At 55.9% G+C, this 24,166-nt stretch carries 23 protein-coding genes and 1 pseudogene; 8 read left to right on the forward strand and 16 right to left on the reverse strand.

Translation table 11 applies throughout. The annotated features are described in order from the left end of the window. Window positions 1-35 precede the first annotated feature (35 nt). Both HMPREF1292_RS00210 and HMPREF1292_RS00215 read left to right on the forward strand, forming a co-directional pair. Entirely contained in the window at window positions 36-1,385 is a 1,350-nt protein-coding gene (locus HMPREF1292_RS00210) for a DEAD/DEAH box helicase (protein WP_023018242.1), read from the forward strand. 17 nt (window positions 1,386-1,402) lie between these two features. After that, a complete protein-coding gene (locus HMPREF1292_RS00215; protein WP_023018243.1) occupies window positions 1,403-2,782 on the forward strand; it encodes a hypothetical protein in 1,380 nt (459 codons plus the stop codon). 104 nt (window positions 2,783-2,886) lie between these two features. Here HMPREF1292_RS00215 and HMPREF1292_RS00220 read toward each other — a convergent pair whose 3' ends face one another. Beyond that, window positions 2,887-3,390 carry a hypothetical protein gene (locus HMPREF1292_RS00220; protein ID WP_051137335.1) on the reverse strand — a complete coding sequence of 168 codons (504 nt, stop codon included), beginning with the start codon at window positions 3,388-3,390 and terminating at the stop codon, window positions 2,887-2,889. A gap of 377 nt (window positions 3,391-3,767) precedes the next feature. Here HMPREF1292_RS00220 and HMPREF1292_RS00225 point away from each other — a divergent pair, with 377 nt between their 5' ends. Next, entirely contained in the window at window positions 3,768-4,028 is a 261-nt protein-coding gene (locus tag HMPREF1292_RS00225; RefSeq protein WP_021353668.1) for a WhiB family transcriptional regulator, read from the forward strand. A gap of 124 nt (window positions 4,029-4,152) precedes the next feature. Continuing rightward, the gene (locus HMPREF1292_RS11485) at window positions 4,153-4,230 is read left to right on the forward strand and encodes a 50S ribosomal protein bL37 (RefSeq protein ID WP_369707185.1); all 78 of its coding nucleotides are present in this window, start codon (window positions 4,153-4,155) and stop codon (window positions 4,228-4,230) included. A 184-nt stretch (window positions 4,231-4,414) separates the two neighbouring features. Here HMPREF1292_RS11485 and HMPREF1292_RS00230 read toward each other — a convergent pair whose 3' ends face one another. Further along, window positions 4,415-4,849, reverse strand: coding sequence for a hypothetical protein (locus tag HMPREF1292_RS00230; protein WP_023018245.1), 435 nt, complete (start codon window positions 4,847-4,849; stop codon window positions 4,415-4,417). Further along, complete coding sequence (locus tag HMPREF1292_RS00235) at window positions 4,849-5,586, reverse strand: sigma-70 family RNA polymerase sigma factor (protein WP_021353665.1); 738 nt, start codon at window positions 5,584-5,586, stop codon at window positions 4,849-4,851. Before HMPREF1292_RS00235 ends, HMPREF1292_RS00230 begins: the two co-directional genes overlap by 1 nt. Before the next feature lie 91 nt (window positions 5,587-5,677). Between HMPREF1292_RS00235 and aroA the strand changes: the two genes are divergently transcribed. Further along, window positions 5,678-6,937: a 3-phosphoshikimate 1-carboxyvinyltransferase gene (gene aroA, locus HMPREF1292_RS00240; protein ID WP_023018246.1), complete on the forward strand. Its 1,260-nt coding sequence runs from the start codon at window positions 5,678-5,680 to the stop codon at window positions 6,935-6,937. After that, window positions 6,938-7,972, forward strand: coding sequence for a ribosome small subunit-dependent GTPase A (rsgA, locus tag HMPREF1292_RS00245; protein WP_034644915.1), 1,035 nt, complete (start codon window positions 6,938-6,940; stop codon window positions 7,970-7,972). On the opposite strand, the gene HMPREF1292_RS00250 is transcribed toward rsgA, so the two are convergent. Continuing rightward, entirely contained in the window at window positions 7,969-8,475 is a 507-nt protein-coding gene (locus HMPREF1292_RS00250; protein ID WP_021353662.1) for a hypothetical protein, read from the reverse strand. The two genes, rsgA and HMPREF1292_RS00250, sit on opposite strands and share 4 nt — an antisense overlap. Before the next feature lies 1 nt (window position 8,476). Next, window positions 8,477-8,887, reverse strand: coding sequence for an HAD family hydrolase (locus HMPREF1292_RS00255; RefSeq protein ID WP_023018248.1), 411 nt, complete (start codon window positions 8,885-8,887; stop codon window positions 8,477-8,479). Between the two features lie 150 nt (window positions 8,888-9,037). On the opposite strand from HMPREF1292_RS00255, the gene HMPREF1292_RS00260 reads away from it, so the two are divergent. Next, window positions 9,038-9,463, forward strand: a complete 426-nt coding sequence (locus tag HMPREF1292_RS00260) for a hypothetical protein (protein ID WP_023018249.1) — start codon at window positions 9,038-9,040, stop codon at window positions 9,461-9,463. Here HMPREF1292_RS00260 and secA read toward each other — a convergent pair. From secA to HMPREF1292_RS00300, 8 genes are all read right to left on the reverse strand, one after another. Further along, the gene (gene secA, locus HMPREF1292_RS00265) at window positions 9,460-12,054 is read right to left on the reverse strand and encodes a preprotein translocase subunit SecA (protein ID WP_023018250.1); all 2,595 of its coding nucleotides are present in this window, start codon (window positions 12,052-12,054) and stop codon (window positions 9,460-9,462) included. The genes HMPREF1292_RS00260 and secA overlap by 4 nt on opposite strands. A gap of 172 nt (window positions 12,055-12,226) precedes the next feature. Then, the gene (hpf, locus tag HMPREF1292_RS00270; protein WP_021353658.1) at window positions 12,227-12,904 is read right to left on the reverse strand and encodes a ribosome hibernation-promoting factor, HPF/YfiA family; all 678 of its coding nucleotides are present in this window, start codon (window positions 12,902-12,904) and stop codon (window positions 12,227-12,229) included. A gap of 146 nt (window positions 12,905-13,050) precedes the next feature. Continuing rightward, on the reverse strand, window positions 13,051-13,698 hold the full coding sequence (locus HMPREF1292_RS00275; RefSeq protein WP_023018251.1) for a ComF family protein: 648 nt from the start codon (window positions 13,696-13,698) through the stop codon (window positions 13,051-13,053). Window positions 13,699-13,723: 25 nt separating this feature from the next. After that, window positions 13,724-15,562 (reverse strand): MtrAB system accessory lipoprotein LpqB, encoded by a 1,839-nt coding sequence (gene lpqB / locus HMPREF1292_RS00280; RefSeq protein WP_021353656.1) that lies wholly within the window; start codon window positions 15,560-15,562, stop codon window positions 13,724-13,726. Continuing rightward, a complete protein-coding gene (gene mtrB / locus HMPREF1292_RS00285) occupies window positions 15,552-17,171 on the reverse strand; it encodes an MtrAB system histidine kinase MtrB (protein WP_274542608.1) in 1,620 nt (539 codons plus the stop codon). The genes lpqB and mtrB overlap by 11 nt, the downstream gene beginning before the upstream one ends. Before the next feature lie 117 nt (window positions 17,172-17,288). Beyond that, the gene (gene mtrA / locus HMPREF1292_RS00290; RefSeq protein ID WP_021353654.1) at window positions 17,289-17,993 is read right to left on the reverse strand and encodes an MtrAB system response regulator MtrA; all 705 of its coding nucleotides are present in this window, start codon (window positions 17,991-17,993) and stop codon (window positions 17,289-17,291) included. Between the two features lie 29 nt (window positions 17,994-18,022). Next, window positions 18,023-18,664 (reverse strand): dTMP kinase, encoded by a 642-nt coding sequence (locus HMPREF1292_RS00295; RefSeq protein ID WP_021353653.1) that lies wholly within the window; start codon window positions 18,662-18,664, stop codon window positions 18,023-18,025. Then, entirely contained in the window at window positions 18,664-19,068 is a 405-nt protein-coding gene (locus tag HMPREF1292_RS00300; RefSeq protein ID WP_021353652.1) for a hypothetical protein, read from the reverse strand. Before HMPREF1292_RS00300 ends, HMPREF1292_RS00295 begins: the two co-directional genes overlap by 1 nt. A gap of 340 nt (window positions 19,069-19,408) precedes the next feature. Between HMPREF1292_RS00300 and HMPREF1292_RS00305 the strand changes: the two genes are divergently transcribed. Beyond that, window positions 19,409-20,425 carry a hypothetical protein gene (locus HMPREF1292_RS00305; RefSeq protein WP_034644918.1) on the forward strand — a complete coding sequence of 339 codons (1,017 nt, stop codon included), beginning with the start codon at window positions 19,409-19,411 and terminating at the stop codon, window positions 20,423-20,425. An 82-nt stretch (window positions 20,426-20,507) separates the two neighbouring features. Here the strand turns inward: HMPREF1292_RS00305 and manA are convergent, their stop codons facing one another. From manA to HMPREF1292_RS11315, 3 genes and pseudogenes are all read right to left on the reverse strand, one after another. Further along, window positions 20,508-21,773 carry a mannose-6-phosphate isomerase, class I gene (manA, locus tag HMPREF1292_RS00310; RefSeq protein ID WP_023018255.1) on the reverse strand — a complete coding sequence of 422 codons (1,266 nt, stop codon included), beginning with the start codon at window positions 21,771-21,773 and terminating at the stop codon, window positions 20,508-20,510. Window positions 21,774-21,881: 108 nt separating this feature from the next. After that, on the reverse strand, window positions 21,882-23,264 hold the full coding sequence (locus HMPREF1292_RS00315) for a phosphomannomutase/phosphoglucomutase (RefSeq protein ID WP_034644919.1): 1,383 nt from the start codon (window positions 23,262-23,264) through the stop codon (window positions 21,882-21,884). Window positions 23,265-23,672: 408 nt separating this feature from the next. After that, window positions 23,673-24,098: pseudogene (locus HMPREF1292_RS11315) on the reverse strand (DUF3499 domain-containing protein); the annotation flags it as partial. Between the last annotated feature and the right edge of the window lie 68 nt (window positions 24,099-24,166).

The following is a 24,166-nucleotide window of genomic DNA, read 5'->3' on the forward strand; positions in this document are numbered from 1 at the left end:
TATGCCGGACTAGCCGCAACGGTTAGTATCAAGGTGTGTCTTCCCGCAATGTATCTACCCCGCCCGCCACGCCAACGTTCGCAGAATTAGGCGTGGCAGCGGAAATCTGCGAGGCGCTTGCCGACGACGGCATCCACCACACCTTCGCTATCCAAGAACTCAGCTTGCCCCTCGCACTCGATGGCAAAGATCTGATTGGGCAAGCTCGCACCGGCATGGGCAAGACCTTAGGTTTTGGAATCCCACTGCTCGACCGCGTCTTCGATGACGCAGACATCCCCGAACTCGACGGCACTCCCCGTGCACTGGTGATCGTCCCAACACGCGAGCTGGCAAGCCAGGTCGGCGCGGATCTGTCCCGCGCCAGCCGCTACACACCAGTACGCACATTGACGATTTACGGTGGGGCATCGATCGAAAAACAAGTCGAACAAATAGAAAACGGCGTTGATGTAGTCGTCGGCACACCAGGGCGTGTGCTTGACCTGCATCAACGGGGTTATCTGCAACTGGATCGCGTAGCAATCTGTGTGCTTGACGAAGCCGACGAGATGCTGGATTTAGGATTTTTGCCGGATATCGAGCGAATTTTCCAGGCCTTACGGCCAAAGGCGCCAGCTGAAACCCCCGCACGACGGGTGCACACTATGCTGTTTTCTGCCACCATGCCTGGCCAAATCAAGGCATTAACTCGGAAATTCCAGCACAAGCCGATCCATATTCATGCCGAAGATCCGTCGGCAAGCGCTACCCACACGAGCACCCGACAGGTGGTTTTCCAAGCCCACCAATTGGATAAGCTCGCGGTGATTTCTCGGATCCTGCAAAGTCCGGGCCGGGAACAAGCGGTGGTGTTCACCCGCACGAAGCGATCGGCTGCCTTCCTGGCAAATGATTTATCCGAGCTGGGTTTCCGAGTTGCTGCAGTACACGGTGATCTTAACCAGGCGCAGCGCGAAAAAGCCTTAGCTGCTTTACGCGCGCATAGCGTCGACGTTTTAGTCGCTACCGACGTTGCCGCTCGCGGGATCGATATTGATTCGATCACCCACGTAATTAATTATCATCTTCCCGACGACGCCATGACGTTTGTCCACCGCATTGGCCGTACCGGGCGCGCGGGAAAGACCGGCACCGCAGTTACTCTCGTCGGCTTGGAAGAAGTATCCAAATGGCGCGTGATTAACGACGAACTAGCGTTAGGCCAGCCAACCCCACCGGAATGGTTTTCTACCTCCACTGAACTTGCCGACGCGTTCGACCTGCCCTCCGACATCAGCAACCGCGTGGGTCCAGCCACCCAGGTCATTGGCGTGGATCCGGATAGGCACCGGAAAAAGCGCACCGGTGACTCTCGCGGCCCGCGGCAGAAGCCGAAGCGCTAGTGACAAGGCGAGAGAACATGGCCCCAAAACCAACCATCGATACCCGCACCGGTACAGTGCCATTTTCGGCACCACTACGGCGCACACGCACAGATCTCACCGTCATGGCGGCCGTCGCCACCATCGCGGTGCTTGCCGTGTCAATCGTGTATTCCGGTGCATCGATCCGCAACAGCGAGTTAGTTCTCGCCAAACAGGCCTACGCCGCTCCGGAACCACGCAGCGAGATCCCGAAAGAATTTACCGAAATTGGCCGACTACACTCGGAGCAGTTTCCTGGTGCAGATCCCGCGACTAGCCCGGCACAACCACCAATAGTGGCAGCGGGATTACTCATCACATACGACGAACACGATGGCATGCACCGAGTGCGTGCTTATGCCCCAGAATCTCTTGCCGACGGGCCGCAATCTGGCGCTATTCGGGGCGCCGAAATTGCCCAAGCTACTGCGTCCAGCGAGGAAACGCCCCATACAGAAGCGACACCGCATTGGGAATATTCCCGCGAGTATCCGCTCTGCAGCATCGGTAGTGCATGGGATAGTGTCGTGCTCACCTACCGTACTGCTGCCGGGTGCGGCGATGTCATTGCTTTGGATGCCGCTACCGGACAATATGATGCCACCCGCTCGGCCGTAGCACCGGATGTTGTCGGTGGGGTCCAATCCAATGATCGAGTCGGGATAGTCTCTGCACAACGCGTAGAACTGTGGCGCTCGGATTTGGTTCGCACAGTGGAATACGGTTCTGTGGAAGCCCCGCAAGAACCAAACAGCCAACCAAACGCAAATTGTTCCATCCATTCAGCCTTAACTCGTACAGAATTGCTTGCAGTCGTTGAACACTGTCCCAACGACCCCCAACACAGCGTGTTACGGCTGCAGGAAGCGACGCCGGAAGATTCGCGAGTGCCGGAGGTCAATTCCAGTATTGGCTTAGACCACCCAGGCGCGCATGTCGTTGCTATAGGACAAGATGCTGCAGCCGTCTATCTCCCCGGCGAGCAACCAGAACTGATGTCTTTTAATACCGACGGGACCCGCACGAGCCAGCGTCGTGTAGTCGAAGCAGCAGATTTGGGAAACTTCACCGTCCCAGCGACCGCAGATCTGCCACACCACATGACCTGGTTCGATGGCCACCGCCTGTATTTTTTCACCCCAAATGAACTAGCGGTCGAGCATATTATTGAAGCGGCACTAGGCACCGGAGTTGCGGTGGAAGGCAAAGCGCTAGTGCCAACAGAATTTGGGATCAGCGTTGTTAACTGGAACAACGGAGAAATTGAACGCACCATCCCGTTAGACCGCGGAGATTACCGTGGCCCTGTCTCGCTTGCGGTTGCTGGCGAGCATATCGTCGAAAAGCGCGGAACTGAGTTGGTGGTTCTGCGCTAATTTCGCAGCGGGATCCCCACCCCTACCGATCTAATGCCCTATCACTCAGCCCCTACCATTAGGCACCTGCGATACTCGCTTCGGCAGTATTAGCCTCGGCAGTATTAGCCTCGGCGACGTGGTGCGTAATGCAGTTCCATCCAAGCATTCGACTGCGGGTGAAAGATCATCAGCAAGGCGATCACAGCCGAAGCCAAGATGAAGATGCCGAAAAACACTGCCCCACCCGACATCATCTGAAACGACGACGCAGCCAGAATCACCTGCAACAACACGATTGGACCGCGCCCCCAGCGCTTACCACGATATTGCGAGAGCGCCGCTGCCACTATCGTGCCGAAGATAATGGCAATAAAACCGGCAGTGCCAGCCCCAATCCAGTTCGCCGTGGCAGCATCTGATGCGATGCTGTTGTTTTCTGCATTGATGATCTCGCGCCAAATCAGCACCCCCGCAAAAATCAGCGCAATCACCGACTGCACCACGGCAATCAGCGACGCAAATTTGATCGTCGCTGGTGGCTGCAAAGGTTTTTCTTTTTTTGCAGGGTTGTTTACTGCGGATTCTGGTTTTTCTGGCATCGCAGAATTTTCGGATCGGGCATTCACGTGCAGTATTCTACCGACTGCAGCAAGCTAGCGATAGATAAAGGATTTGCCGAAAAAAGAACCGCCAGCATTCCTCTCGGAAATTACATTCGCGCTGCATGATTTAACTCACTATTTATGGCAGACCCCTAGCATTCACCTTTTATTCATGTAATCATTCCTTCATAGCGACAACATAGGCCGCTAACCGGCACTATTCCGGATCAGCAGCAGCACGCACAGCGAGCAAGCGCACGCACCGCTGATACATCCCGAAGACTCCGGTCCAACTACCGCGCGCCGCGCGAGTTTTTGGCACAAAACCCGGCCGGTAGCACCGCAGAGGTATCCACCTCTCCGATTTATTCCCTGACCTCGACCACTAAGGAGCACACAGCATGTCTGATTGGCGCCACGAAGCAATCTGCCGCAATGAAGATCCAGAACTCTTTTTTCCAGTCGGCAACTCGGGCCCAGCATTGACCCAAGTGGCAAAGGCGAAGCTGGTGTGCAACCGCTGCCCTGTAACTAACGACTGTCTGCAGTGGGCCCTGGAAACTGGCCAGGATGCTGGTGTCTGGGGTGGCATGTCGGAAGAAGAACGTCGCGCCCTCAAGCGCAAGCGCAACCGTGGCCGTCGCGCCCGCGTCAACGCCTAATATTTATCGCGCTTTCCCCTTTTCCGCAACAACCACAATTCATATGTGCGGTTGTCTATAGTGTGAACAGGGTTCGCTAGTATAGTTTCTGTTAACCGTTCCTATTGCTAAAGGAGTGATCACAATGAGCAAGCGTGGTCGTAAGCGTAAAGACCGCCGGAAAAAATCCGCTAACCGCGGTAAACGTCCAAATGGCGGATAGTGTGTGAAAACATACAAAAAGGCAGCACCTGCACACTGCGGGAGCTGCCTTTTTCCTTGCCCTACCTCGCCCTCCTCTTAGCTCGGCGCATCAGAGCCATCGCAGAGCTTCGCTGATCCAGACGCCAACGGTCCAGGCCCTGACAATCCAAGCACTAACAAACCCTGAACATTATCGGTTTCAATCACCCTGCTCGGCCGTCGCCGATGGTGCGCTGACTCATACGTACCGTCGTGGTCCGCTCGGTTCGAATAGACACGATGATGCGCTCTCGTAGACTCCGCGGCGCTGCGGTTTCTGCGTTTTCCTCCACCGCGTTGCAACAGCGGTTGAGCATCGCACGAAAACGCTCTTCCTGTTCTAAACGCTGATAGCACAGCTCACATGTGGCGAGTTCAGCCCGTACGTCCTGCAGTTCCGTCGAGTTGAGCGCACCGTTTTCTGCACCGTCGATGAGCAACCCCACTAAATAGTTCACTCGTTCTGGGCTGCACCCACACGGGGCATAACTTTCTGCCTGCCGAGCTGTTTGTCGATTAGCTGCTGTCCACTGAGCATTCTCATCACTAGCTGCTGCATCGTTAGCCCCTACACTGTTGTGCGTGTTCCACTGTTGCATCAGCGCTCACCTTCTTTGCTGTTCGCTGCATTTTTCGCTGCGTCTGCCGTTTGTGGCCCAGAGGCCTTGGACACCGCCGGTTTGTCTCCTGCAGAGTTTTCCACCGCCTCTTGTGCGGCTGCGATTCCGTGTTCGGCCGCCACTTCCTTTAACGTCTCGCGTAGCTTTTTTCTTCCCCGATTCAGCCGGCTCATCACCGTCCCAAGCGGAATCTCCAGCACTTCCGCTATTTCTTTGTACGCCAGCCCGACGACATCAGAGTAATAGACCACGCGTCGGTAGTCCTCAGAAAGATCGTTCAATGCCGCAGCAATCGTGGTGTCCGGCATCATCGCCAGCGCTTCCACTTCTGCAGATACCAAACCGGTGGGATCATGCCCAGAGCTGGTATACAACTGCCCGTCGGTCAGCTCGTCGGCACTGGTATGCACCGGTTGACGCTGTTTTTTCCGATACCCATTGATATAGGTATTGGTCATGATCCGGTACAGCCAAGCTTTCAGGTTTGTGCCCGGGGTGAACTTGGCGAAATTCTGGAATCCTTTCAGGTAAGTTTCCTGCACCAGATCTTCCGCGTCCTGTGGGTTCCGAGTCATTTTCAGTGCCCCACCGTAGAGCTGATCCAATAATGGCAACGCTAGTTCTTCAAAGTCGCCGCTTGGTTGCGCCGTAGCGGCTGCGGGCTGTTCGGCACGGTCCGTTTTTAGCGCCGGTGCGTCGCTGAGCTCAGTTCTCATCCACGTGTCCTTTCCTGCACTACCCACCTGGCGCTGCGCACTCCTGTCCAGCGCCACCGATGACGGTCCAGTCTCTATTATCATGGCGTCCATGAGCAATTTCTGGGCTGCCCCGTACGCCGCCTCTCCGGTTTCACACGTACAAACGATCCCGGGGTCCAAATCCCTGAGCAATCGCGCCTTGGTACTAGCCAGTTTAGCCGATCGCCCATCGACAATTCTGCGGCCTTTGCACTCACGCGACACGCAGCTCATGGCACAAGCACTCCGCGCGATGGGGGTCAACGTCACCGAATTAAAAGATCGCATCACCGTCGAGCCAGCACCGCTGCAGCCCGCCACCATCGATTGTGGCCTAGCCGGTACTGTCATGCGTTTTTTGCCGCCGCTAGCGGCACTAGCAGCTGGACCAGTGGAGGTCGATGGCGACGCGCAAGCCCGGGCGCGCCCCATTGGTCCGCTGCTCGACGGACTGCGGGCACTTGGTGTCGCCGTCAGCGGCGAACATCTCCCGTTTCGGATCCTAGGCTCGGGAACGCCAGCTGGCGGCGTCGTCGAGATTGACGCATCCGGGTCCTCGCAGTTTGTTTCCGGGTTGTTGCTCTCTGCGGCCCGCTACACCGAGGGCATTACCGTGCGCCATATTGGCAATTCCTTGCCGTCGATGCCGCACATCACCATGACCGTCGAAATGCTGCGCGATGCCGGGGTGTGCGTTGATGTCGCCGATAATGAGTGGCGTGTACATCCAGGTCCCATCCGGGGCGGAACCTGGGATATCGAACCGGATCTTTCCAATGCCACGCCGTTCTTGGCTGCAGCAGCAGTAACCGGCGGCACCGTCACCATCCCCCAATGGCCCGAAAGGACGACGCAACCGGGCGATGAAATCCGCCCGATCTTGCAAGAAATGGGTTGCGAAGTGCAACTGCACAGCTCTGGGGATTTGCGTGTCACCGGCCCTACCGATGGAAAACTGCTCGGTATCAACCGGGATATGGGGGATATCGGTGAGCTCACTCCCACCGTGGCAGCGTTAGCTGCCCTGGCGACGACTCCGTCGACTTTGTCCGGAATCGCTCATCTACGCGGGCACGAAACTGATCGTTTAGCCGCATTGGCTACCGAAATTAATCGCATCGGTGGCAACTGCGAAGAACATGCCGACGGTTTACACATCGAGCCTTCGGCTTTGCACGGAGGTCAGTGGCATTCTTACCACGATCATCGAATGGCTACTGCCGGCGCAATCATTGGCCTGCGCGTCCGCGGCATCGAGGTGGAAAATATTGCCACGACCGCGAAGACGCTTCCGGGTTTTTCCACGATGTGGGAAGCGATGGTGTCCTAGATGGCTCGGCGTGATTGGGACGAATCAGACGTGAAAACTCGCCCGGGCAAAGGGTCAAAACCCCGGACGAAAAAACGGCCGAAGCACAAGGATGCAGTCTTCGGAATGGTGATCGGTAAAGACCGTGGCCGTTGGACCGTAGCATTGGACGACGGCACCGATGTCGTATGCATGCGTGCACGCGAGTTGGGTCGCACCCCTATTGAGGTCGGCGACCGTGTCGGCGTAGTCGGCGATACGTCGGGGAAAAAAGATACTCTCGCGCGTATCGTGAAACTCTCAGACCGTAGTTCTGTGCTGCGCCGCACCGCAGATGACACAGACCCCTATGAGCGCATTGTTGTCGCTAATGCGGACCAGATGCTGATTGTCACTGCTGTGGCAGATCCCCCACCACGCACTGGGTTTGTCGAACGAGCCTTGATCGCGGCTTTCGTGGGCAATATCAGGCCAATTTTGTGTCTAACCAAAACGGATCTTGCTGACCCCACCGATTTTGCCGCCCAGTTTGCGGGCTTAGATATCGCCGTTGTGTGCGCCGGCACCTCCGACAGACTCGACGAAGTTTCCCGTTTAGTAGCTGGCCATCGCACGGCACTGATTGGACACTCAGGCGTCGGCAAATCCACCTTGGTCAACCGTTTGGTGCCGAATGCTGACCGCGCCACCGGTGCGGTTTCTGCAATCGGTCGTGGTCGACACACCTCAACACAATCGGTCGCATTGCGGCTGCCAGAAACGCTTACCGACGTCGAAGGCTCCCCTGGCGGTTGGCTGATTGATACACCAGGAATCCGCTCATTCGGTTTAGCGCATGTCGACGCCGAGACGGTGTTGCAAGTCTTCGATGATCTCAATGAAATCACCGAAGATTGCCCCAGGGGTTGTTCGCATATCGGCCCTCCCGCGGACCCGGAATGCGCGCTCGACGAGCTCGACGCGCAGGATCCAGATCTCACAGCAACTCGCAATCGCCGTGACGCGGTACGCAGACTGCTTACCGCGCTGCGCAGTAACGTCGACTGGGAAAACTAATTACTCAACTGCACCAAAGCGTTGAGTTCGTGGGCGTCGTAATACGCCATCAAGTTATCTTGGGCATCGCCTACTGCCAGCTCTGCATCTTCATCGCCCAAATCAGCCGCATCAATCAGCTCAATAGCTTTGGCGGTAGCCTCTTCGGCATCCGCAACATCCATATGGATGGCTGCGAAATCCCGAATCTCGATAGTTGCGGGATCCAGTTTGACGACTGGTTCCCCCATCTCGGGGTCCGGTGTACACGACGAGTCTGGGACATCTGCAGAAATCACCACCCGGCGATGCGGGAGTTCGGAGTCGCCGGTAGTCAGCAAGCGTAGGGAAGCTTCCGCGGCGGAATCAAAAGCGATCATCGCGATCTCTTCTTCTTCACCGGAGTCGAAAAAATCCCGCAATGCGTCCGTTACGGCAAACGCCCAACCGCCTTGGGCCGGGAATTCGCCTTTCTCAGCGCACTGCTTAAGCAAGCTAAACGTTGCAGGCAGGTAGATGCGCATTCTAGAATTCTCCGTCGATATCGAAAATTGCCTGTACTTCTACACCTGAGCGGTCGAACTGGGTATACAGCACGCCCACCATGCCGTAGCCGACCGAGGCACGCACGTTATCGATGCCGTCATCGACCATCACGCAGTCATTCAGAGGTAGATCCATAGCAGCAGCAGCATGTTGAAATGCGCCCATTTCCGGTTTTTCCATGCCGATCTCACCGGACAATAGGACAGCATCAACGATGCCGCGGTATTCCCATTCACGAATAGCCTCTGCCTCTGGCCCTCCTGGGTGGTTAGACAGAATTGCAGTGGCAACGCCGTTTGCACGGGCTGCGCCTAATAGGTTGCGCCAGCGGCGCTGATCTTCTTCGGAGCCATCCAAAACTCCGGAATAATCCAGGATTAATCCACGCATATATTCTTCCTTTTGCCCAGGTTATTTCGTTGTTTCGCCCTAGGATTCGGGCAGTGTTGGCATTTTTTGCCGATACTTCCACACAGGTCGTCGTCGACCAGGCACACTGGATACCATACCTGTTTCACATCTTTTTCGGGGAGGGAAAGCATGCTCGCTGCGATACCGGGCTATGCGCACCTGCGAGTGCATATTCCAGATGAGCCAGAGCACAATGGAGACAATGACGGTACCACTATCGACGTTTTGCACCAGTATGCACCGTTGTTGCAAATTGCCTTGGAAATTTTAAGCGGGGTACGCCCGCCGCATCAAATACGTAGCATGCGTTTCGGTGCGGCGGTGCGCATCCATATCGGCGCGCAGCAGCGCAGGGCACGGGCTGAGCAAAACAACAAACTTTCTGGCCCGGTGGCGGTTAAGTCCTTACACAGCAGACCATCGTCTACCCAACCCGATGGTTGGGAACTATTTGGTACTGCCTTAATTGGGGACACCACGACCCGTCGCCGTTACGGGTTTACCGCGGTGTGCGGCGACGATCAGTTGTTAAGTTTTCGGGTACTGGCTTCTTAACCACCCATGATGCTGTTGGTGGCGCCGCCACCGGCAGATTGGATCGGGGTGCCAGGATCATTATTTTGCTCGCTCTGTTGGGCGAAACGTTTACGCAGCATGAACAATTGGCGCACGGTTTCTTCCTTAATGCCTTCATTCATGGCGTTAAACATGTCGCCGCCTTCTTTCTGGTATTCCACCAGGGGATCGCGCTGAGCCATGGCTCTCAGGCCAATTCCCTCTTTGAGGTAGTCCATCTCATAGAGGTGTTCACGCCATTTCTGATCAATAATCGGCAAGATGATCATGCGCTCGGTGTTGCGCATTTGTTCATCACCACCGATTTCGGCGACTGCTTTTTCCAGCTCGTCATATTCCTTCTGCGCATCGGCGGTCACGGCTTCGCGAAGCTGTTCTGCGCTGAGTTCGCCCTTAGAGCCATATTCACTGCCGTCGACAAGTGCTTGCCAAGCAATCGTCGGCTCGTACAGGGTGTTCAAGGCGTTCCACAGCTCGTCGAGATCCCAGTCTTCGACGTAGCCAACCGCCGTAGCGCCGGTAACATAAGCGCTGATGGTGTCGTCAATCATTTTGCGCACGTGAGCAGAGATGTCCTGTGAGGTCAGAATCTCGTGGCGCGTTTGGTAAACCACCTTGCGCTGCTCGTTGAGCACCTCGTCGTACTTCAACACGTTTTTGCGCATTTCGAAGTTCTGGTTTTCTACCATCGCCTGCGCGCCCTTGATGGAGTTCGAGACCATCTTCGCCTCAATCGGAACGTCGTCTGGCACATTGAGGCGATTCATCATGTTTTCCATGGACTGGCCGACGAAGCGCACCATCAGCTCATCACGCATAGACAGGTAGAACCGAGTTTCACCTGGATCACCCTGGCGGCCGGAACGACCACGCAGCTGGTTATCAATACGGCGGGATTCGTGGCGCTCGGTACCCAGCACGTACAAGCCACCGGATTCACGGACCTCGTCGCCGCGGCGTTTACTCTTCGCCTTTTCGTCTTCGATTTCGTTGTCCCAGGCCTCCTGGTAGGCCTCTTCGTCGTCGAACGGATCCAGGCCGCGCTGACGCAGACGCATATCGAGAATGACCTCGGGGTTACCGCCCAGCACGATGTCGGTACCACGGCCAGCCATGTTCGTCGCGACGGTAACGTTGCCCGGCAGGCCCGCACGCGCGATGATATTGCCTTCTTCTTCGTGGTACTTCGCGTTCAAGACGTTATGCTCGATGCCCTTACGAGTGAGCAGCTGCGACAAATATTCAGAGCGCTCCACCGAGGTAGTACCCACCAGGACGGGTTGCCCGGCAGCAACGTGTTCGGCGATGTCTTCCACGACTGCGGAGAACTTTGCTTCCTGCGTTTTGTAGATGCGGTCGGAGTGATCCACACGCTGGTTTGGTTTATTCGTCGGGATCGGAACAACGTCCAGCTTATAAATCGAGTTCAGCTCGGCGGCTTCCGTTTCTGCAGTACCGGTCATGCCGGAAATCTTGTCGTATAAACGGAAGTAGTTCTGCAGTGTGACTGTGGCCAAGGTTTGGTTTTCGTTTTTGATCTCGACGTTTTCTTTTGCCTCGATCGCCTGGTGCATGCCTTCACTGAAACGGCGGCCAGCCAAGACACGGCCGGTGAAGCCGTCGACGATCATGACTTCACCCTCGCGGACGATGTAGTCCTTGTCGCGCACAAATAGCTCTTTGGCTTTCAGCGCGTTATTCAAAAACGACACCAGCTGCGCGTGCTCTGGAGCGTAGAGGTTGTCGATACCCAGCTGGTCTTCGACGTATTCGACGCCGTCTTCACTGATACCGATGGTGCGCTTGCGGTGATCGACTTCGTAGTGCTTGCCTTCGCGCATGCGTGGTGCCAACTGGGCGAACACGGAATAGAACTGGGAACTGCCATCAACGGGACCGGAAATGATCAGCGGGGTGCGGGCTTCGTCGATAAGAATCGAGTCCACCTCGTCGACGATGCAGAAATTGTGTCCGCGCTGCACGGCATCTTTCAACTGGCGCACCATGTTGTCGCGCAAGTAATCAAATCCAAGTTCGTTGTTGGTGCCGTAAGTGATATCGGCGGCGTAGGCTTCACGGCGTTCTTCGGGGCGCATCTGTGAAAGGATCACGCCAACTTCCAGGCCCAACCAGCGGTGTACACGGCCCATCATTTCGGCGTCACGTTTGGCCAGGTAGTCGTTGACCGTGACGACGTGGACGCCTTTGCCTTCCAGTGCGTTGAGGTAGGCCGGGAGTACGGAGGTGAGGGTTTTACCTTCACCGGTGCGCATTTCTGCGACGTTGCCGAAGTGCAGGGCGGCGCCGCCCATGATTTGCACTAGGAAGTGCTTCTGGTCCAATACGCGCCAAGAGGCTTCGCGGGCCACCGCGAATGCTTCCAGCATGATGTCGTTGAGGTCTTCGCCGTCGGCTAGCCGTTTGCGGAATTCGCCCGTTTTGTCCTTCAGTGCCTCGTCAGACAGTGCGGCGTACTCGTCTTCGAGGGCCATGACGTCTTGGGCGATTTTCTTCAGGCGTTTGACGGTCTTGCCTTCACCAGCCCGGAGAAGCTTAGAAAGTCCAAACACAGGTGTGCCATCCTTTAAAATCACGAATAGGTTTTGCTCTGAGCTATTCTACGCGCGCAGCAACAAAAAATTGCCCTAGGCCGATGTTAATGAGCAACACACTTGGGAATCATCGGCCTGGGCGGGCAAGGTAGCTGGCGATGCGCCAGCCATTAATACGCTGTGGTAGCGATTAGCTCTCGTCGCCTTCGGTCAGAGAGATCAAACCGTAGTCAAAGGCGTGACGACGGTAAACTACCGACGGGCGATTGTTTTCGGCATTGATGAACAGGTAGAAATCGTGTCCTACCAGCTCCATTTCGGATAGAGCATCGTCAACGCTCATTGGAACAGCGGCGTGCTCCTTCTCGCGAACGACCTGGCCCGGCTCAATGTCCTCGACGGAATCAGCGTATGGGTCAATATCGTACTTCGACTGCTGAGCCTGTTCTTTAGCTTCTGCTTTCGCCGCTGCAACCATCTCAGCTGCTAGTTCACCGGTACCTTTTGGTGCACGGTGACCGGACTTAGCGGCTTCGCGACGGACCTTCACCTTACGCAGGCTGCGGGACATCTTCTGAATAGCGGTTTCCAGAGCCGCGTAGAAGGAATCTTCCTTGGCCTCAGCACGCAGCAGGTGTCCCTTGCCCGTGGCGGTGATCTGAATGCGGGAGCCTTGATCCTCACGACGAGGGTTCTGCTCTTGCTTCAGCTCCACATGGAAGAACGTCAGCGTGGGGTCCAGCTTTTCGATGCGGGAGAGTTTTCCGTTAACGCGCTCCGCGAAGTGCTCCGGCACCTCAACATTGCGGCCAGTGATGGTGACCTGGGCCTCTGGGGCTTGAGCGTCGTTGTTTACGTCGAAAGTCATAACTGTAATCTTTCCCTTTCATCTCGGTTGCTCTACTTTTATTGTATCAACCGCGAACTAGTTTGACCTGGGTTTGGATTGGGAATTAGCGCTTAATTGGAAAAAGTTTTCAGAGCTTTCCTAGCTTCTCCTAGCTTTTCCTACCTTTAAGCAGCAGCCAAAACCACGCACCCAGCAACATCCGCACCAGCATAAGTAAGCGTGTCGACGGTCGCGGCCAGTGTTGCCCCGGTGGTTATCACGTCATCCACGATCACCACCTCGGCCCCGCGTGGTACAGAGCGCACCAACTGAACGTTGCCGCGAACGTTGTGCAACCTGTCGTCGCGGTTGAGCCCAGACTGATCCGGCATCGACGACGCCAGGCATACCGCTTCGATGACCGGGAACCCACTACCCAGGCACAACTGTGTCATTGGGTCACCGCCGCGCAGCCTGGCTGAGCGTGCACGAGTGGGGGCTGGAACCAACACCACACGATGCGAAAACTCCCCGCGCGCCTGCAAGGTTTCTACCGCTGCCCGCACCACCGCAGCAATATAAGGACGGATTGCACGATTATTGCGTTCTTTCATTTCTAAGATGACTTCGCGGTGCGGGCCTCCATAACCACCGCAGCTATACACAGGGGCGAGGACGTCAGCTCGCGGCGTGATGCGTCGCGGCGGCTGGGCCAGTACCACGCGGCAATTCCGGCACAGCAGCTGTCCGTGCGCACCACAGCCGGCGCACGAGCGAGGTAAAACCAGCTCGACGAAACCGGCGCGATCAGCGTGACGACGAAAATTCGACATAATCCCCCCCATTATTGTCAGCCGGCTAGTTCGCCACCACAGGAACCGAACGCTGCCCCTGCAAACCAGGTACTTCCCGCCAGAACGATGTCTCGCTGCCACTGGCTGGAAGCTGCAGTGTCGCGTGCGCATCAGTGATATACAGCGTTGAACCAGAAGCCGCCACGGCCACCACCGGAGCGGTCACATTGCCCGAAGGCAACGACGACACCGCCGAGCCATCCTGTTCCACACGCCACACCGGCGTATCAGCCGCAGACGTCCCCACCAGCAGTGAACCATCCGGCTGCCAATCCAAACTCAACGCGGTGCCACCGATCTCAGTGGCCATCTCATGCACATTCACGATCTTGCGCTCACCAGAAGTCGTGTGCTGGACAACCCCGGTATACACATGGCCATCAATAATCATTGCCGCAACTGCACCACTGTTAGACAAGCGCAATACGGAAATCTCGCCGTCTATATCATCCAAGGCTGAGGTATCCACGCTGCTGGTAGTCAGCTCGCCGGAGCTCGTAGCACGCACCACACGCACAACTTTTTTGTCCTGCGTAGACACCCACACCGCGCCGCCGGTCCGCTCCAATGTTGGGCGAGTAATGAACTCACTGGACAGCGCTTTTTCCAGCTTGCCGTCAAGCTCACCGATAAATAGCTGGGATTCGCCACGGCCTGCAGAATGCGCCACGCCGGTGTTCTTTGCGCGCACCACGGCAACCGTTCCATCAACCCCGATATCGGCGGCACTGATATCCCGCAATTCGCCTGCTGCGTCGTCAAGCGGCACGCGCTGATCTGAAGCAACACGCACTAAAGAACCATTTGCTAAAGCATATAGCGAGCTCACTCCATCGGTCGATGATTTGGGATTCAACCCCGCAAAATCATCGGTCGACAAAGTTTCCAAACCATCAGCCACCGGAACATCATCAATCAAGACTGAATATGGCCCGGGAACCGAAGCTCCCGCCAACGTCCACACCAATTGTGCGGCAAATTGCATACGCTGCTCAGAGCTCAACGAGGACATGCCGGAGAAATTATAAGTGCCCTCATCAATCCCCAAAAAAGTGGCATCTTCCGGCAGATAATCTTTCGTCGCTGGGGCCAGACGTGAGCTAGCACCTTCTACTAGCATCGTTGCCAACGACGCACCCAGCGATTCTTGCTGCGAATACAACCAGCGCCGATCAGAAACCAGCACGCTGGCAGTGGAATCAAAAAAGTACAGCGACTGCGGCTGATACTGGTTCCGCAGCTCATTACGCTCAATCACTACTCCGGATGGCAGTGAGGAAATCCGCCACTGATTGTCCACCAGCTCCATTTCCACGCTAGTCTCATACAAACCATCTTCGGGCAGATACTTTCCGCCATCACCTAATTTGCCAATGACAGTACCGCGCACGTCGAACTTCCGCTTCGTGGAATCCGCTGGCCCAGACGCAGTGTTGAATTCGATTCGGTCCACAATCAACATGTCGTCGTGGTGTGGCTGCCAGTTGCCCTCGGCATTCTCGGTGAGGTACCGCTTGGCGGCCCGGTAATCACCTTCTGGGCTAGCCGAGGCCCGATAAAATTCCCGTAATAATAAATCTGGTTCTTGCCCATCAGTCGGACCAACATTCATATCATCATCCGGGTTGGAAGACGCCTCAAACGGGCGCAACGCTTGCGGGCCGGTATCACGTGGCAATGAACTACATGCCGCCACAAACCCCAGGCTGCTTGCCACTATCAGCGCAAGGCTTCCACGTCGGAAAACCTGCACACCGCGCTTGCCGACGCCACCATGCTGAGTATCTGCGGAACTCCGTCCAAAGACGCCACATTGGTGGGTGCGTCGCTGCTTATTCTGCATTACCATCACCACCAGTACCAGCGCCAGAATCAGCCTCAGCACGAGCGTCGTCTACGTCGTCAGTTAATTCCGGTTCGTCGGCGCCCAGCATCACCGCCAGCTCCAAAGGAGCAGGGTCGACTGGACCACGCGGAGTACGTGGCAAAACTAACCGAAACGTCGACCCCACACCCAGCTCACCGATGGCATCCAAAATACCGCCATGCAACTGGGCGTCCTCGCGAGCGATTGCTAAGCCCAAACCGGTGCCGCCAGAATGGCGCTTCCTGGAAACATCTGCTCGCCAAAAACGGTGAAAGACTAAATCCTCCTGGCCTTCTTTCAACCCCACTCCGCGGTCGGCGATGGTAATTGCGATAGCGTGATCATTTGCCGCAGCATTCACCAGCACCGGGTTGCCCTCCGAATGGTCTATCGCATTCGCCAACAGATTCCGCAAAATCCGCTCGATACGCCGAGAATCACCAGCAATCGTCAATGGCTCATCCAGCCCGGTAAACCGCACACGAACATTCAACTTATCTGCTAAATGCTCCACCTGGTTCCAGGCTGATTCCAAGCTAGAACGCACATCAATCTGCGTTTCCGACAAATCCGCGACCCCGGCATCATGGCGTGAAATCTCCAACAAATCGCCCAAGAGATCTTCGAACTTGTCCAGTTCGCGAGTCATCAGTTCCGACGCGCGCCGGGTGTGCGGGGCCAGCGATTCAGAATCGGAAGCGATCATATCCGCGGCCATGCGCACCGTCGTCAAGGGTGTACGCAATTCATGGGAGACGTCGGAGGTGAATTGTCGCTGAAGATTGCCGTATTCTTCCAACTGATTAATCTGGCGCACCAATTTGTCCGCCATGTCATTAAACGACATCGCCAACCGCGCCATTTCATCCTCACCTTCGACCACCATTCGCTCACGCAGGTGACCTCCCGCTAGTCGCTGCGCAGTGCGTGAGGCGGAACGAATCGGCAAAATCACCTGTTGCGTAGCCAACCAGGCAATCCCCACCAGCAACACCAACACAACCACGCCGGCCGTGGATAGCAATCCGCGCAACAGGGCCATCGTGGATGCTTCCGATTCCATGGACAGCGCCAAATACACCTGTGCACCCGGGATATCAGATTCTGTCGGCGAACCAATCAGCAACGCATCATAGACGGTGCCATCGGCACGTTCGACGGGCGTGAACTGATAAGAAACTTGCCCTTCAGAGACGTACCTGCGCAATTCTGCAGGTACCCGAAAACCTTCCGGTGCCGTGGTCAAAGAGCCATCACCGTTATCGACGACGATGATCGTGTCGTAAATCGTGGCTAAATCGGTAGATTCGCTACTCGAATGCGAAATCGACGCGCGCGCAGAGGTAATGCGCACTTGCACGCTGTTTGCTGAACCAGTGGCGTTGATCTGTTGTTCCACAGCAAAGCGTGCACGATCAATCTCCTGGCTAGCGACGTCGAGCTTCTGGTCCACCAATCGTTGCGTGATCACCGAGATCAACGCAAAAGCCAGCACCAGCATAACCACCAATGAGGAAACGAAGATAGATACAATTAGTCGCACCTGCAACGAGGTACGCCAAAACTCCACCAACCTGATGCGCAGGTGGCGGAACCGTTTCTTGGCTGCAAACAAAGATTTCTCGGAGTCAGCAGGCTTAACCGACTTAACAGGCTTAACCGCCTCAGCGGGCTTTGCGGATTCGTTCACGCTCCTTCACGCCTAAGCGGTAGGCTTCTTGCCCGTTTTATAGCCCACGCCACGTACCGTCAATACAATCCGCGGATCCTCGGGGTCTTTTTCAATCTTCGCCCGCAAGCGCTGTACGTGTACGTTCACCAACCGGGTATCCGAGGCATGCTTATAACCCCAGACCTTTTCCAGCAATGCTTCCCGGGTATGTACTTGGCCAGGCTTACGCGACATTTCCAGCAACAAATCAAATTCGAGTGGAGTCAGCGAAATCTCTTCGCCGTTTCGGGTCACCGTGTGTTCACTGACATCAATGTGTAGATCACCCACGACGATTGTCTCCGGAGAATCCGCTTTTGGCTCCCCAGGTTCTACCGCTGGGCGCAAGCGAGCACGGATACGCGCAATCAATTCTTTATGTTTAAACGGCTTAGTGATGTAGTCGTCAGCACCCGATTCTAAGCCCAACACGACATCAACGGTGTCGGTTTTTGCTGTCAGCATGACGATCGGCACAGACGACTCGGTACGGATCGTGCGACAAATATCTACCCCGTTCATGCCCGGCAACATCAGATCCAGCAGAATCAAATCCGGTTCGTGCTCACGAAACGCCGGCACAGCCTCGTTACCGTCAGTCACCGCGATAGGATGAAAGCCTTCAGATTCCAGCACGATAGTCAACATTTCGGAAATCGCGGGGTCATCGTCAACTACCAGAATGGTTGCTGCCATCGTCGTGTTCTTCCTCCGAGAGTGGTGTTTCAGGCCAGTTCGGCCCGGCGCGCTTCGATCGTTGCCATTATCTTATCGATGTCTTCGCTGACTAGCCATTGACTTGCCCAATTTGTCGCAGCAAGTTTGTGATATGCGGCATTTGTTTTGGTTTGTAGGCTGCTATCGCGCTCATAGTGATCACGTTCGCGGCTGGCATCCGCCTGCGCTCGGGAATGTGCGCGCGCAGCAGCGACGTCGACTGGAACATCCAACAGAATCTGTAAATCTGGTTTCGGCAAACCCAAGCGTCCGAATTCGAGTTGTGCGACCCAGTCCGTCACTGTTTCTTCGCCTGTACGCGCCCAGCTATAAGCCGCACTTGAGGCGACGTATCGATCGAGTATCAACACCGAATCGCGGTGGGTACCGTCGGCAAGGTAGCTCCGCAATTTCTCGCGGCTAGCCGCGCGATCCAGAGCGAAAAGGGTGGCCATGGCATAGACGGAATCACTGAGATCACCCATCCGCCCATATAAAGCCTCGCGAGCCAACTGCGCATGGATGGAGTTGTCGTAATCTGGGAACCCCCAGACATCCACGCTGATGCCGCTTTGTCGGAAACGACGGGTTAGCTCTGTGACTGCGGTGTTTTTCCCGGCACCATCGATGCCTTCGATCGCGATAAGCATTAAGACAGAGCTTCCAAAAATGGGTCGAGGTCGAAGTCGACATCCAGCTCGCCCAACAGTTCTGCGGCGGCTTCAGTGAGTTGTTCGTCGCTGCTCCCCACCAATTCGCGAACGAACGGATAAGCAGAGACTATTTCGCCGGCGAAAAATGGTGCACCGCTCCAGATTGCAGCGATCGTGGCAGCTGCATAGCCGTTACTAATTTCGACGTTGTTGGCGTTGTTGCCTGCAGCTAACAGGCAGGCATCGCGGACCGACTCGACTACATCTTCGTCGTCAAGATCTACGAGTTCATCCAGGAAATCCTGATTGTTTTCGTCAGAGAAGATTGCTTCGTCCCAGGATTCTGCATCCTCCCACGATGCGGGCTGTTCCCATGCTGCCGGTGTTGTCGAAGAGGCCACTGCTTACTCCATACCTTTGTGATGTTGTGTCGAACTGATTCAGCTGATCTAGTCTGGTTCAGCTGATCTAGTTTGGCATATTTACTCAACATTTCAGCAACGCAAGCACTGTCTGGGTCACCGGAGTACATCTGAGTTGCCGAAATGCACCTGCGTCGCGGGAGTACATATGAGTCCCCGGAACACATAAGGGGAGGGCACATATAAAAGCCGACCCTGAACTATCGAATATAAGCTGTCTCACAATATCGACTTTGCGACGCCAAGGCCTTACTACTTTGGAATGAAGCTGTTATGGTTTGTTATCAAGTTGCAATCAACGCGGAAGGTCATGTGTCCCATGAGCCAGGAAACCCGTAGGGCCATCGCTTTCATCGGTAGTGGCTGTCTTGCTGCGGGCGTAATTGGTTTCGGAGTCTGGCAGTTTTCAGAACCGGCAAACTTTTCGACGGCATCACAAGTACAAGAAGCAGGACACACGCAAACTTCGACGACTACCATCACAGAATCTGCCAGCCCAGCCGATTCCGCTACAGACTCCGCATCCCAAGACGACGGAAACGCCTCGCGTCAGACTCTCCCTGGCTCGGATTCGACCCTCGGCCAACGGCCTGTCGCACCACAGAACCTTACCGAAGCCAACGAGCAGGTACTAGCACCACGGGGCACAAAGCCCTCCCGCCGAGCCCAGATTGACGCTGCCGACCCCTTTCTACCCCCTCACGCTGTTCTCCAAGAAGACCCAGACCCGGTCCAGCCGACGGTTGTTTACCGGCCCCGCGGGTTTGAGGCTCTGCAGCCGCAGCAACAACAGGGTCCCCAGGGTGGCTCCGGCAGTCGCGAAAACCAAGAGCCACAAGAACCCCTCGTAATCGCAGAACCAAAGCCGGCACAGCAGCAAGCACCAAAGCCGAACTCTCCAGCAGATAACGTCGCCGGCGCAATCCCAAAATTGGCAGATCTTGATCCGCAGCCTCTGATCAACGAGACCCTAGATCGGGCAGGTCTAACGCCCAACAATAAGCAACAGCCCGGAAATCAGCAGCCCGGAGAAAGCACGGGCACTGATGCACGGGTTGCAACCGATCCACAGGCTGCACGCGTACAAAGAGCCCAAAACCAGCCAGCCCAACCAGATCCGGTGGCTCCCCCAGCTCCCGGCGCAGGAACGCAACGCCACCAGCAGGGTAACCATGCCAGCAACCACGCAAGCGATGGCCCCCATGATGCAGTCGGTTCTAATAGCGCGAGCGCAGCTGGAGAAAACCACCCACAACCGCAGGGGCTGCGCGATGCTATCAGTGAAGCTCTAAAGAACTCAGGCTCGTCCCTTAGCTCGTCTTGGTTGAGCAACTAACCTGGCCCACTACCTGAGCCCACAGCCTGGGCTGCAGCCGCTAGCTGCAACCTAGCCACACTAAAAAATCCTCGCTACCGGATCAAACGCGGGCGATAAACAACTCGGCACCGGATTCAGCACCGGCGCGCATTCCGTCGTGAACACTCTCATCAGCATCCACGAGGACAAAGCCATTGTCAGCCGCCCCCGCCGGTAGCCACACCGCTTCTGTCGGCCGCAGCATACGCCCGTTGCATTCCACCGCACCGCGGGTCACTAAAGCAATCGCCGGCCCCCCATAGTCACACCGTACTCTGGGGTGCTGTCTGGTTAACTGGACGCGTTCCAGCAAAAAATCTTCCGTATGCGAGGGGTAATTGTACTGCCCCTCAGCAATGAGTTCCGGTTCCATGATCGGATCCCGCACACTGGAAAATTGCAACAATGACAACAGCTCCGGCACATCAACGTGCTTTTCTGTAAGCCCTCCGCGCAACACGTTGTCCGAACTAGCCATGATCTCCACACCCAAGCCAGACAGATAAGCGTGTAATTGCCCCGCTTCCAAACGCAGTGCTTCCCCTGGTTGCAGGGATACATGATGCAATAACAGAGCGCTTAGCACCCCAATATCACCCGGGTAGCGACGCTGCAGGTCCACCACCGTGCGCAAGCTGTCAAGCATCCACTCGGAGTAGGATTGCCAGCTAGATTCGTCGGCAAGTACCTCGCAGGCTTTATCCACGATCGCGCTTATCAAGTGCTTACGTTCATCTTCGGCAAGCGTCACCCAACAGCGAAACAGCGTATGTAGCTGTGCTGCTTCGTTGTCCTCTTCCACGTTCTCCAACAGCTCGGCATATGGATCCAGCTCAGGACACCTCAAAACAGAAAACAGTTTATGGGTGGAGCTCGCTTTCCGGAATCCCGCTAATCCACGAAACGGAGTCAACGCGACAATAAGCTCAGGCTTGTGGTTGGAATCCTTATAATTACGCCGCGGATCATCCAGGGCCAGGCCAGCAGCGTTTTCTCGCGCAAACCCCTCTTCGGCTTCTGCCAGACTAGGGTGTGCCTGCAGCGAAAGCGGCTCACCGGCCGCCAACAGCTTCAGCATGAAAGGCAATCGGGAACCCCATTGTTTTTGCACGCGCGCGCCCAAATGATACTCAGGATCTGCCGCGATTATCTCATCCAAGCCCTTAAGCGCACCGTCAGGCTGCGCCACGTAAGCAGGGCCGGTCGCATGCGCTCCAAACCAAAGTTCGGCCACTGGATCACCGGTGGCTGGTTGCCCAGCCAACTCTGGGATCAAGGTAGTCGAGCCCCAAGGGTAATGGCGAATAGCCGGTCGAAGTGGCTGCATAGATCGAAAATTTTCCTTCTACTGCGGGGTGGTAACTGAGGTCCTGCTACAGGCTAAAGCTGCGGTGAGAAAAGCTGTTGTAACGAAGCTGCTGTTCCGTAACCGTGGCTAGGACACCAACCCAGAGATTTCGTCGACAAGCGCGGAAACTTGCTCGGGTGTTTCCGCCTCTACGTTTAGACGCAGCAGGGGCTCTGTGTTCGACGCACGCAAATTGAACCAGGCAGCGCTACCTTCTAAATCCACAGTCATACCGTCCAATTCGTCGATCTCAGCGGCCCGGTCCGCGAAAGCCGCGCGGACTTTCTCCCGGGCAGCTGCTTGGTCAGTAACCGTGAAATTGATCTCCCCGGAAGCCGAATAGTGCTGATACGACTCCATCAGCTCCGAAAGCGTACCCTCATAGGTGGCCAACGCCGCAAGCATGTGCAACGCAGCCAGCATGCCGGAATCAGCATTGAAAAACTCACTGAAATAATAATGGGCAGAGTGCTCGCCGCCGAAAACAGCATTGTGCTCCGCCATTTCCGCTTTGATAAATGAGTGCCCCACCTTTGTGCGCACCGCGGTTCCGCCAGCTTTCTCTACCAGCTCCGGGACCATCTTCGAGGTAATCAAATTATGGATGATCGTCGCCCCTGGGTAGCGCTGTAGCATGCGTTCAGCAATCAGGGCACAAATAGCTGAAGGTGAGACCGGCTGCCCCTTTTCATCAACCAAAAATACCCGGTCAGCATCGCCGTCAAAGGCCAGCCCTAAGTCCGCGCTCTGTTCAATGGTGAAACGCTGCAAATCTACGAGGTTTTTCGGGTCCAGCGGGTTGGCCTCGTGGTTCGGGAACGTGCCATCGAGCTCGAAATACAAAGGGCGGATATCAATTGGCAGATCAGCAAACACCGCAGGCACTGTGTGGCCCGCCATACCGTTTGCCGCATCAACGGCCACCACCAACGGACGGGTGCTAGAAAGCGGCACGAGTTCGTTGAGATAACGCGCGTAATCATCCAGAATCTCGTGCTTGCTAATGGTTCCCCGTTGTTGCGCCGGGGCACCGTTAGTGCCGTCGTCGGTGTGGTTCGCCAAATAATCAGTAATGATTCCGAGCCCGGTATCTTGCCCTACTGGTTTGGCTCCAGCCCGACACAATTTGATGCCGTTGTAGGAAGCTGGGTTATGCGAAGCAGTAAACATCGCTCCAGCACACTCCATTTTTCCGGCCGCGAAATACAATTCATCGGTAGAAACCAGCCCCAAAGCCGTAACATCCAAGCCGGATTCTGCTACTCCTTCAGCAAAAGCCTCTGCCAATTCTGGGGAGGACGGGCGCATGTCGTGGCCAACCGCGACACGAGTCTCGTTGCCGTGGTTTTTCAGGAAATCTGCAAACGCGCGTCCAACGTTACGAACGAAATCCGCGGTAATCTCGGATTCCACCAAGCCGCGAATATCGTAGGCCTTAATGACAGAGTTGAGGAATTGTGCAGAATACATATAGGCCATTCTAACGGTCTCGCCGAGAAGCGTGCCGATGACTAGCCAGAATTAAGCCCGCGGTTCCTCCGAGGAATCGTCGGGCCACAACGCTGCAAAATCTGTCGTCGAAGAGTCACGCAATTCCGCCAGCATGGAATCAACGGGGTCCCCATCATTTTCGCTGGTGGATTGCTCAACAGCGCCCTGGCCATCCACAAAGTCAGCAGCTTCGTCGGCAGCGTCTACCTTGTGGCCAGCGCCCGAATTGTCTGTAGATTCTGTAATTTCTGTGACCTCGGCTGCACTTGCGTCATGGATGAGATCTTGCTTGCCGACGCCCGCCCGCTGGCTTAGTGCGTGTCGGCTGCCATTCACGTTTACAGAAGGAGCGGTTGCCTCACTAGCGGAATCTTCGACAGAGTCAGTTTCTGGAACCACCTGCAAGTGCGCACGGCGCTGCTGTTTTTGTTCCACCACCCGTGGAACTCGGTGCACCGGGTGATTAGAGCGCTCCGGATCTGCCGCATCTGCGAATGCCGAAGTATGCGCAACCGGGCTCGCGTCCGGGTCTTCCACCAGACCACTAGTAACACGCCCGTTTTCCCGCACCGCCGCGGCAAGAGCGACCAGATCTTCTTCGTCGTCAATATCTATATCCCCGACGCGCACAATCTCCCACCCGACTGGCGCAGTGATTTTTTCCGAATGTTTCTGACATAAATCCCAACTATGTGGGTCAGGTTGCGAGGTCAACGGGCCAACTACCGCCGTAGATTCGGCATACGCATACGTCAGGGTTGCGAGTGCAGGCTGACCACAGCCAGGACGGGAACAGCGACGAATCTGGTTCACGCTCCCAAGTTTAAAGACTCATCGATCACACACGCAAACGGTAGTTCCGCAAGAATTTTCGGCGTGGC

It is taken from the genome of Corynebacterium sp. KPL1995, assembly GCF_000477935.1.
GTDB classification, from domain to species: domain Bacteria; phylum Actinomycetota; class Actinomycetes; order Mycobacteriales; family Mycobacteriaceae; genus Corynebacterium; species Corynebacterium pseudodiphtheriticum.